This is a genomic window from Fodinibius sp. GM108 (assembly GCF_058386985.1).
Genome location: NZ_JBYEIR010000006.1, coordinates 60,569 through 72,351, shown reverse-complemented (window position 1 = coordinate 72,351; position 11,783 = coordinate 60,569). Strand labels below are relative to the sequence as shown.

At 43.1% G+C, this 11,783-nt stretch carries 9 protein-coding genes; all 9 read right to left on the bottom strand.

Annotated features, from left to right (window positions below; all coding sequences use genetic code 11):
• Nucleotides 1-5: 5 nt before the first annotated feature.
• Complete coding sequence (gene ribH / locus ACT3ID_RS12175; RefSeq protein ID WP_491542317.1) at nt 6-482, bottom strand: 6,7-dimethyl-8-ribityllumazine synthase; 477 nt, start codon at nt 480-482, stop codon at nt 6-8.
• Entirely contained in the window at nt 479-1,324 is an 846-nt protein-coding gene (locus ACT3ID_RS12170) for a PHP domain-containing protein (protein WP_491542316.1), read from the bottom strand. The genes ribH and ACT3ID_RS12170 overlap by 4 nt, the downstream gene beginning before the upstream one ends.
• A gap of 3 nt (nt 1,325-1,327) precedes the next feature.
• A complete protein-coding gene (locus tag ACT3ID_RS12165; protein WP_491542315.1) occupies nt 1,328-2,977 on the bottom strand; it encodes a S41 family peptidase in 1,650 nt (549 codons plus the stop codon).
• Between the two features lie 18 nt (nt 2,978-2,995).
• On the bottom strand, nt 2,996-4,990 hold the full coding sequence (locus ACT3ID_RS12160; protein ID WP_491542314.1) for a LysM peptidoglycan-binding domain-containing protein: 1,995 nt from the start codon (nt 4,988-4,990) through the stop codon (nt 2,996-2,998).
• A gap of 131 nt (nt 4,991-5,121) precedes the next feature.
• Nucleotides 5,122-6,789, bottom strand: a complete 1,668-nt coding sequence (locus ACT3ID_RS12155) for an NAD+ synthase (protein ID WP_491542313.1) — start codon at nt 6,787-6,789, stop codon at nt 5,122-5,124.
• Between the two features lie 20 nt (nt 6,790-6,809).
• On the bottom strand, nt 6,810-8,483 hold the full coding sequence (locus ACT3ID_RS12150; protein WP_491542312.1) for an amidohydrolase: 1,674 nt from the start codon (nt 8,481-8,483) through the stop codon (nt 6,810-6,812).
• Between the two features lie 88 nt (nt 8,484-8,571).
• Nucleotides 8,572-9,036 carry an NUDIX domain-containing protein gene (locus tag ACT3ID_RS12145; RefSeq protein ID WP_491542311.1) on the bottom strand — a complete coding sequence of 155 codons (465 nt, stop codon included), beginning with the start codon at nt 9,034-9,036 and terminating at the stop codon, nt 8,572-8,574.
• 9 nt (nt 9,037-9,045) lie between these two features.
• Entirely contained in the window at nt 9,046-10,698 is a 1,653-nt protein-coding gene (gene pyrG, locus ACT3ID_RS12140) for a CTP synthase (protein ID WP_491542310.1), read from the bottom strand.
• Nucleotides 10,699-10,931: 233 nt separating this feature from the next.
• Nucleotides 10,932-11,726 carry a glycerophosphodiester phosphodiesterase gene (locus ACT3ID_RS12135; protein WP_491542309.1) on the bottom strand — a complete coding sequence of 265 codons (795 nt, stop codon included), beginning with the start codon at nt 11,724-11,726 and terminating at the stop codon, nt 10,932-10,934.
• Nucleotides 11,727-11,783: the final 57 nt, after the last annotated feature.

Below are 11,783 nucleotides of genomic sequence, written 5' to 3'. Positions count from 1 at the left end.
TAAGCTTATAATTGATCAATTTCTCTTGTCAGTGTAAGCATTTCCAAGAGGGCCAACGTGGCTTCTGCTCCTTTATTACCTCTATCCCCTTTGAGGCCGCTACGTTCCCGGGCCTGCTCTACAGTATCTGTAGTTAAAACGCCAAACACCACCGGCTTATTTCCCACCAAATTTAAATCCGTAACTCCACGATTAGCGGCGTCACAAACATAATGGAAATGTGGAGTTTCGCCACGAATAATGGCTCCCAGCGTTATAATACCATCAACCTTGGGCAAAAGTCGATTCGTTGTAAAAGGAATTTCATAAGCTCCGGGGCAACGAGCTACGATAATTTGTTCATCTTTAAATCCTTTATTTTGCAAAGTCTGCAAAGCTCCCTTCAATAACTCATCTGTTATAAAAGAGTTCCACTTAGCAACAACAATTCCAATTTTAAACGATGTATCCTCACTATTTCCCTCAATAATTGTATGACTCATAAACTTGCTTCAATTTTTTTACGCTTCTGGGTCATGCGCTCAAGACGATCTACAAATTTGGTATTAATCGTTGCCACTCCAAAAAACTTTTTATACTCCTTATTTCCGCCGTGAAAATCGCTGCCACCAGTTTTCAATAAATTATGCTTTTTAGCAAACTCTTCAATATACTTTTGTGTGCTGTAATCATGGCTGGGATGAATAAACTCAATGCCATCTACCCCATCATCAACCAAGGCTTCAAGCTCATCCTCACTAAAAATATTACCTGGATGAGCAATTACAACCGCCCCTCCTGCTTCTTTGACTGTTTCTATTACCTTTCTGTGAGAATGATATTCATTATGGATTTCACCCAGTGATTCATCGCTCAAATATCTGATAAAAGCTTCCTTAAATGAAGCCACATATCCCTTATCAATAAGTACCGAAGCGATGTGCGGACGTGCTAAAATTCCACCGTTGGCCTCAGCTTTAACTTCTTCAACGGTAAGCTCGAGTCCTTCTTTAGAAAGCTCATTGATAATCCATTTCGCGCGCTCTATACGTGAATGATAATGTTCGGCCATCATCTGCTTAAACTTCTGGTTTCGGGGATCAAAGCAATAAGCCAGCAAATGACATTCACGTCCATTGAAGTCGGCAGTGATCTCGACGCCTGGCAAAATTCTTACACCATACTCTTCAGCAACTTCTCGTGCTTCCAGATATCCGCGAATAGTATCGTGATCGGTGATTGAAATAACATCTAATTTATGCTCGCGGGCACTTTGTACAATTTCTGTTGGCGTAGAATGTCCATCAGAAGCTGTGGTGTGAATATGGAGATCTGCTTTAGCCATGGGTTAATTCGAAGCGGACAAAATATTATTATATCGATTAGAATCATAAAGCAGACTGACAGCCTCGTTTACAAAGGAATCATGAGGTAGTGATGCCTCTGTCTGCCCTTTTTGTCCTTTATAACGAGCAATAAGTTCCAGATACAATTTCTTTTCAAGCTCATCTCGTTCTTCTGAAAATGCCTGCTTCTTATATTCTTGAATATTTTGTTCCAGTGCTTCTATATGATTATTAGCCTCTAAATCTGTTTTCTTGAATGAAGAATCAATTTTTGCCAAATATCTTTCTGAGGGCGTTTCGTAATTGAAATCCCGATCCTCAACAAAAGACAAAAAGTCATTGTACAGCTTTTCAGAACCCATTTTTTCGATCAATGTATCATTATTGGCAGCAAAATAATTGGCATATTCAAAAAACATATTCTTTTGCATCAATGAAGTCTGAAGCAGAGATGGTTTTTCAGCAGACACTTCAACATCGGGTGCAATACCATCCCCATCATAAACTACACGTCCGTTACTTGTTTCAAAAGCTTTCTTTAAAGAATCAGGCTTGGATATTGCTGTATTCTCTTCATCATGTAGATAGCTGACAGACTGAATACTGCGCCCGCTGGGAATGTAATATCTGGAAGCAGTAAGCTTTAGTGCTGTGTTATATGAAAGTGAACGTACGACTTGCACCAAGCCTTTCCCAAAACTTTGTTCTCCCATGACAACACCCCGGTCCATATCTTGCATAGCACCGGCCACAATTTCCGAAGCACTGGCACTGCCACCATTTTGCAGAACAACAAGTGGTAGATCGGGAACTAATGGGGTTTCTTCAGTTCTAAATATATTATTGTGCTGGCTCAAACGTCCACGTGTTTCCACTACCATTTTTCCCTGTGGCACAAATTTATCTACGGTAGCTACGGCCTCATCAAGCAATCCTCCGGGATTATTTCTTAAATCAAGAATCAACCCCGTAAGCTCTTTTTGTGATTGAAGATTCTCCAGCTCCTGCCGTATTTCATCAGCTGCATTCTGTGAAAAGCGATTCAGCAATATATAACCCACATCCTGGTTATCTCCCACAAATCCGGAATAAGCAACATTATTTACCTCAATGTGCTGGCGCTCCAGCTCAAAACTTATTGGATGATCAATGCCATACCGCTCAATAGAGAGGGTAACCTGTGTTCCGGGTTCACCAGTTGTAAGATTTTGCACCTCTTCAGGTGTCATATTGTCAACTTCAACACCATCAACTCCTGTGATAATATCTCCGGAACGGATACCCTTTTGATGGGCTGAATACCCCTCAATAGGTGCTATAACTACAATTTTTCCGCCTCTATATCCGACATCCAATCCCACACCGCCATAACTGCCCCGCGTCATTATCTCCATATTTTGCTTCTCGGCTTCATCAATCATCACCGTATATGGATCAAGCGACTCAAGCATGGCGTTGATACCTTTACGCATCAACTTTTCGGGATCCACTTCATCCACATAATGGAGGGAAACTTCGCGATACACTTCACTAAATATGGTGAAGTTCTTCTTGATGAGGAAATAGATATCCGGATTGCGGACAAAACCCGCCACTGCCAGCGATGTCACCACCAGCAAGCCGGCAATTATACATTTCCTCATCGCACTCATAAACTTCTCTGCTGTCTGTTATTTTACTCGCAGCTCCTGTCCGACATAGATCCGAGAACCGTTCAAGTTATTAAGCTGCTTCAGCTGTTCAACGGACATACCAAAAGACTGAGCAATTTTTATCAATGTATCATTCGGTTGTACAGTATATGATGATGTCCCAGCAGTTGCACTGCCACTACCTGTATCATCAGCAGATGCCAAATAAGCCTCTGTTACATCTTTGCCAGAACGCTGTTCACGTTCAATTTGCTGCTTCTTACTAAACGACATCGAATTGATTTGTTTATAATACTCAGATTTAGATTCCGGAACATATATAGTTAACGACTCTCCGGGACGAATGGTATTTGAGGAATTATTCCATGATCGAATTTGCCAGGATCGAACATCATACCATTCAGCAATGTGACCAATGGTATCTCCATTCTTAACCTTATAAGTGATTTTTGTACTGTTCGAGGGGGCTTTTGCTTTGGAAGATCGATTACGCGACGTCTGACCCCGCGGCTGATGTGTTGGCCTATTCACAGCAATCTGTTCACTACTGCCGGGAGCCAATGGAACAACTATTTTCTGTCCCGGATAAATCGTACTCGACAAACTTTCATTGGTCTCATGAAGTGCTCTGACCGATGTCCCGTATTTTCTGGCTATATAACCCAATGTTTCGCCCTGGCTCACCGTATGCATAGCTACATTCTGACTGCGTTTTTCTTTGGGTATATCTTTGTAATTCTGTGCAAATTGCTCTTTCGTACCAGCAGGTAGCTTTAACGGATACTTATTTGACGGAGGCGTAGCCCAACGTAAAAGTTCAGGATTATATTCCTTCAACTTCTCAGTGCTGATACCAGCGGCTTTTGCCAATTCATCCAGCGGCATTAAGGGGTCTACTTCAAAAACATCATAACCATATTCTTCATTTTCATAATGTTCTTTGAATCCAAATTTCTCGGGATTCATATCAATCATAGTGGCAGCGATAAAACCGGGAACATAACCCTGTGTTTCTCTCGGTAAATACGGAAGTGCCTTCCAATAGTCCTCTTCGCCAGCAGAACGAATGGCACGTTTTAATCCTCTCGGACTGATATTGTAGTTTGCTATCGCCAAATGCCAATCGCCCCAAATATTATATAAATCCTTCAAATGACGAGCTGCGGCGCGTGTGGCTTTTTCGGGATCGCGCCGCTCATCAATCCACCAATTTACTTCCAGACCATACATCGAACCGGTAGCACGTATGAACTGCCACATTCCCACGGCTGAAGCCCAGCTACGTGCTTGTGGGTTGAGTCCGCTCTCTACCATAGCCAAGTGAATGAGCTCAGTTGGCACATCTTCTTCTTCAAATATTTTACGCATCATCGGAAAATAGCGCTTTGAGCGTTTCAGCCATTCCTCCATTACTTCAGGACGCTTGAGCGTGTAATACATTAAGTGCCGATTTACCTGGCGATTTTGTACCAGCGGCACCTCCGTTTTGGTTGTGGTAATGTTTTCAGGCAAAACATATCCTTCATTCATCCAGTCATCTTCTCCGGAATACAGCTCTTTCTGAATGGCAAAAATCTCTCCCTCCACCTGTTTAGATGAGTCTCTGATACCATAAAACTCCCGATACTCGGTCATTACCGAGCGGTAGAGCTCACTAAAACGTCTGTTAGACTGAACCTCGGGATAAGTATCCAACAAATCCTGCAGCGAATTTAACGCATCGGTAATATGCTGTTCGGCACTAAGAGGGTCATCCTGAACCTGTGCCTCGATTGCATTAACATGGGTACGATAAATATTGGCGATACGCTGCATTATATCTTTCTGAAAATCATCCAGTTCTTGCTGTGGACTTGAATCATCCGGTACAAAATCTTCATCTTCTGCCACCATCGGATTATTATAAGGCAGGAGTTTTGCCGGCATTTCTACCTCTTCAAGTTGTATTTCTGTGGTATCCTGTTGTTGAGCAAATGCCGGAGCCAATCCAACAATAAAGATGAGAACTAGCATTAGCTGTACCTGATTAAGCATAGAGTTTTTTCCGTTAGAATTTTGAAATTTAGGATTTCCAGAATTTATTGTACCCCGATTGTAAAAGATATACTACAACAAAAGCAACAATTTATTAAAAAATATTAATATTACCTGTTTTTAGTCCACTTTTGAACCAATGGCCAGCGGCGACCGGTTCCAAAAGCCTTTGCACTAACTTTTAAGCCCGGTGCAGCCTGAAATCGCTTATATTCCATTCTGTCTACCATGGCTGTTATTTTACGTACCACAGAAGCATCAAAACCCCGATCGATGATATCCTGATTCGAAAGCTGTTCTTCAATATAAGCCTTTAGAATAGGATCAAGCACATTATAATTTGGTAATGTATCAGCATCTTTCTGGTTTGGACGCAGTTCGGCGCTCGGCGGCTTGTCTATAACTGCCCGAGGGATGACTTCATCCTCAAAATATTCTTCATTCAGCCAGCGGGCCATCTCATAAACCTCAGTCTTATACAGATCGGATATCACTGCCAGTCCTCCCGCCATATCCCCGTAGAGAGTAGCATAGCCCGTCGCCAGTTCCGATTTATTTCCCGTATTCAGCAACATATGGCCAAATTTGTTAGAATAGGCCATCAGTAATGTGCCGCGTATACGCGGCTGTAAATTTTCTTCGGCGACTCCAAAATCCGTTCCTTCAAAAAGCGGCTGCAAAATATTATTAAACTGCTCATAAGCTTCTTTTATTGGCAACTCATGAAGCTCAATTCCCAGATTTTCGGCTAACTTTTCAGAATCAGTGATGCTCCCTTCCGACGAAAACTCAGAAGGCATCGTAATACCGACCACATTTTCGCTCCCCAAGGCTTCGGCAGCAATTGTTGCAGCCAGGGCTGAATCAATTCCACCGCTTAATCCCAACACTACACCATCAGCAACACCTGTTTTGCGCAGGTAATCCCGCAACCCCAAAACCAAAGCACGAAACATCTGTTCTGTTTTTTTGGGGATCTCAGACAGAGATTTTTCTGTATGGGGGAATGTTTCATCTCCCCTCTGCCAATCCACATCAATAGATGAACTCTCGAAAAGCGGAGCCCGATTAATAACTTCCCCACGACTGTTTAGAACAAGCGAATCACCGTCAGATACCAGTTCCGTATTGGCTCCCACCTGATTGGTATAAAAAACAGGAAGCTCATGTTTTTTACAATGGTGTTGCAACATGCGCAGCCTGTCACTTGGTTTGTTACGGGAGTAAGGCGAAGCCGAAAGATTAAAGATAGCTTCCGCTCCCTGATTCGCCAGCTCGTCCACCGGATTAACCTCATAACTCAAATACGGAAGTTCGAAGTTATGCCAAATGTCTTCGCAAACAGTGATACCTAGCTTTCGACCCTTAAATTCAACGCATGAAAAAGATTCACCTGGTTCAAAATAGCGGTGCTCATCATATACATCATAGGTCGGCAGCAGCGTTTTATTGACTTTCGCAATTATCTCACCGTGCTGGGCCAAAAGTGCACTGTTAAAACATTTGCGCCCCGCTCCGGAATTGGGAGTTATCGTGCCGAAAAGCAAAGCAGTTTCATTGGTTTGCTCCGTTATTTCGACATTTGCATCATAAACAGCCTGTAAAAACGCTGGTCTTTCCAGCAAATCCATCGGGGAATAGCCACAAACAACAAGCTCCGCCAGCACCAGCAAATCAATGTCATCGGCCTCGGCACTAGTCAGAGCATCTGTTATCAACTCCACATTCCCGTTTATATCCCCAATTGTAGGGTTAAGCTGTTCCAGGCGAACTTTCATTAAAATATCATCTGTTATTTCTATTCTGCTGCATAAACCTTTTCACCAGCCAACCATGTTTCGAGAACCTTGGTTTGCCAGATTTCAATGGCCGGAACTTCAAAAAAATCGCGATCCACAAGAATGAAATCGGCCCATTTTCCGGGTTCAAGGCTGCCCAAAACATCTTCTTGATGGGCGGCATAAGCTGCATCAATGGTAAAAGATCTGAGGGCTTGCTCTCGGGACATGCTTTCCGAAGGATACCAGCCCCCTTCTGGATTCCCTTCATGGTCCTGACGCGTTACGGCGGAATACAATCCATAAAAAGGATTTACATCCTCTACCGGAAAATCCGAACCTGAAGCTACTACTGTACCCTGGTCTAAAAATGTCTGCCAGGCATAACCACCTTTAATCCGTTCCGGACCCACCCGGTCTTCAGCCATATTCATGTCGCTGGTGGCGTGTGTAGGCTGCATTGAAGCAATAATATCCAGTTCTTTAAAGCGGGAAATATCATCGGGATGTACTATTTGAGCATGCTCAATACGATTTCGCAGTCCCTGATCTCCCAAACTATCTTTAGCATTTTCAAAAGCATTTAGTGCCTGGCGATTAGCGCGATCCCCGATAGCATGGATATTGGTCTGAAATCCTGATGACATGGTTTTGAGGACCATCTGATTCATCTCATCCTGATCATTAAATAACAAGCCTCGATTGCCGGGTTCATCGCTGTAAGGCTCAATCATGGCCGCACCACGGCTGCCTAAAGCTCCATCCGCATAAAGCTTGACACTACGAAGCGCAAGCAAATCATCTTTATAAGACTCTATGGGACCATCTACAGAAAGAGAATCAAAAGTTTCTCCAGCACCGCTTATCATTCCATATATGCGGGTAGTCAGACTGTCCTGATCGGCAAAATTTGTATAAAGATTCCAGGTATCTTGCCCAACACCCGCATCGTGTACACTTGTCAATCCATGGCTGCGCATCTGTTGCAGGGACTGCTGAAATGCCACACGCTGTTCTTCAGGACTCGGATCAGCAATTTCAGACTCGATAAGACTCATAGCTCCATCCACGAACACCCCTGTAGGCTCACCATTTTCATCACGAATAATTTTTCCGCCTTCAGGATCCTCAGTATCAGCCGTAATGCCAGCCATCTCCATAGCTTTTGTATTTGCCCAACCGGCATGACCATCAACACGGCTCAGCCAAACTGGCCGCTCACTAACCACTTCATCTAACTCGCTGGCTGTCGGGAAACGACCAATTTCCCAGTGAGTATGATTCCATCCGCGCCCTTGTACCCAATTTAAATCAGGATACTCCGAGGCATATTGCTCTACACGTTGCTGGGCTTCATCAAGCGACTGACTTCCAGCTAAATTTACATTAATCTCCTGGAATCCAAGTCCCATAACATGAGCATGAGCGTCGATCAATCCAGGCAGCATAACCTTGCCTTCTGCATCAATCACTTCGGCATCATCACTTGCCTCGAATGTGGTATCATTATATACATCAATAACTTTACCACCTTCAAAAGCAATAGCCGAAAACTTTTTCAGATCCCCATCATAAAACGTATAGCCAGTTACATTTTGAATAATTGTTTTTTGAGACTGATCACTATCTTGACAGGAAAATCCTATGAAACCAAGTATTAACACCAGCAGAACAGTTGTAAAATAATTATTCATAACCTCGTGTTTATTAATAATTTAGAACCTAAATGTATAGATTATATGAGCGGAATGAAATATAGATTCCCGCAATTCTGTAATAAAATTAGAATACGCTGAATGTCGATCTCTGGTCCCAATTTTCTATTTTGGGCAACAGGCTTTCAGGAGCAAACTCTAACTTATCTAATTGATTAAGCGGAACCCACTTTAAATCATGCAGCAGTTGTTGGTCCCACGAAAGTTCCGGATCTCTGCCTTTTTTGGGTTCTTCTCCCGTAATGCCAGTGACTTCAAAATAAAACTCTACCGCGTGATAGGGATCCTCTACGAGTTCATTAATATGTACAAGATCCCGAACGGCAACCTGCAGATTGGTTTCTTCGGCAAATTCCCGTTTCAGACAATCCTTCAGATGTTCCCCGAATTGCAATCCGCCGCCGGGAGGTGTCCACACAAGATCATCGACGACCGGTGAATGAATTTGGGCCAGCAAAATGGCATCATCTTTAATAAGTAATCCGCATACACGTACGCGCAGCTTATCCCGAAAAGATGATCCATCGGCCATATCATTATCCTAGTTTACAACTGCTTTTGTTCTTTTGATGGGAATATTCAGATCGTGATTTTTAGCATGTCGGAGGCTGGCTTTCACAAAATCCACAAAAAGCGGTTGGGGATTTTTCACCGTAGAGCATAATTCCGGATGAAACTGCACGCCTACAAACCATGGATGATCGGGCAGCTCGATAATTTCAACCAGATCGCGTTCGGGATTAAACCCGACAAGCTCCATACCCTCTTCAACAAGCTTATACCGCAAATTATTATTTACCTCATAACGATGCCGGTGGCGCTCTTTAAAAAGCTCTTCACCATATGCTTCGTATGTCTTGGAATCTTTTTTGACTTTACAGTCGTATTGTCCCAAGCGCATAGTGCCGCCTTTATCCTCAATATCCTTTTGGTCAGGCATCAAATCAATAATGGGATACTCTGTATCTTCATCAAACTCCGAGCTGTTGGCATCTTCCCATCCGCAAACATTGCGGGCAAATTCTATAACAGCACACTGCATCCCCAGACAAATTCCAAAGTAAGGAATATCATTTTTACGGGCGTAGTTGGCTGCCGCCAATTTACCATCGATGCCGCGCGCACCAAAACCCGGCGCTACCAAAATGCCCGATACATTATCCAGCTTCTTCTTTATATTATCTTTCGACAAGTCATCCGACTGAATCCAGCGTATATTAACCTTGCAATCGTTTACTGCGCCTGCATGTATGAATGCTTCCACAATCGACTTGTACGCATCGTGATGCTCAACATATTTGCCCACCAGAGCAATCGTTATTTCTACCGACGGATTACGAACAGCCTCAACAAAATCGATCCACTGTTCAAGATCGGGCTCATTGGTATCGAGTTTTAATTTTGTAATCACCCGCTCGTCCAATCCTTCACCCTGCATCAGCAGCGGGACCTGGTAAATGCTGTCTGCATCAAGCGAGGCGATCACATCCTGAATTTCGACATTACAGAATTGTGCTATTTTCTTGCGGATTGTTTCGTCCAGCTCATACTCCGACCGCGCCACGATAATATCCGCCTGCAATCCACTTTCAGACAAAGTTTTAACAGAATGCTGTGTTGGCTTTGTCTTGAGTTCGCGTGCTGCAGAAAGATAAGGCACCAGCGTCAGATGAATGGAAAGTGTATTTTCCCGTCCAACATCATAGCGCAGCTGCCGCACTGCTTCGATGTATGGCAAACTCTCAATATCACCAACCGTACCTCCAATTTCGGTGATTACCACATCATAATCACCCGATTCACCCAGTGCCAATATGTGTGATTTAATCTCATCGGTAATATGCGGAATCACCTGAACAGTTTTCCCGAGATATTCACCACGCCGTTCTTTAGAAATTACATCATTATAAATACGGCCGGTCGTCACATTATTTTCCTGGGATGTCTTAATATCCAAAAAGCGTTCGTAGTGTCCCAGATCAAGGTCCGTCTCTGCCCCGTCTTCGGTCACATACACTTCTCCATGCTCATAGGGATTCATTGTTCCGGGATCCACATTGATGTATGGATCCAATTTTTGGACGGTGACTTTTAGACCACGGGCAACAAGAAGTCGCCCTAGCGATGCACAAATGATTCCTTTTCCGAGAGAAGATGTAACTCCGCCCGTTACGAAGATATATTTAGTGGACATGTGAGGTTTTTTTGTTGAGGTAATATGAAAAATAGAAGGTTTCAGCTCACCATTCAAATGGATTTGCTGTCATTTTTAATTTTGTTCAAATTTATTAAAAGGAAGCTTTGCCCCCTCATCTATAGATCCTGAAATAGTCCAGGATGACACCCAGTTTTTTTAAGCTCTATAAAAACTTCTGATTTGAAATTTTTCTTTCTCTGCAAATTAGTTTCTCAAAAATCATCTTCTTTTTAACGATGATAATCTTCTACAACATTTCTTAGCAAATCCGGCTTATTGGTAAAAATTCCATTTACGCCCGCTGCTATCAACCTCCGCATTCGATGCTTCAGATCAATGGTATAGATAAAACTAGGGATATCATGATCCCTCAAACTTGCCAGTCGTTTTCTCGTCAACTGTCGGTAACTACAATTGAATGCGTCGGCATTATATTCTTCAACCAACTCATGTGGCAGTTTTCTTCTGGATTGCGACCGGTTATAAAGAAGAGCTGCCGGCATTTCAGGATCCAGCTTTTTAACATGTTTTATAGCCTGATAGTTAAAACTGGAAAAAAGCACATAATCCTCCATATCATGTTTTTTTACCAGCTTCAGCGATTTCTCAACCACTCCTCCTTCCAGCTGATCGGTGACAGCTTCTGTTTTAATCTCAATATTAACCGCAATTTTACCGGTTGCAAATTCCAGCACTTCATTGAGCGTAGGTATCTGTTGATCAGAAAAGCGTTCGTCAAACCACGATCCGGCATCCAGCTTTTTAAGCTCCCTGAGGGTATAATCGCTTACCATACCGCGGCCGTCGGTGCGCGCCTTTAATTGTGCATCATGCAAAACCACCGGAATGCCGTCTTTGCTTATCAGCACATCCAGCTCAATCATTTCGGCATTCATTTCTACAGCTGCCTTAAATGCAGCCATTGTATTCTCCGGATAATAAGCACTTGCCCCGCGGTGTGCAATGATAGTAAATCCATCACCGTCATCATTATACAGCGAGGGCAAACGATATTTGTGATCCATATTGGATTGAGCAAAAGTTTTTGTAACTGAACAACAAGCAGCTGCTAAAATAAGGCA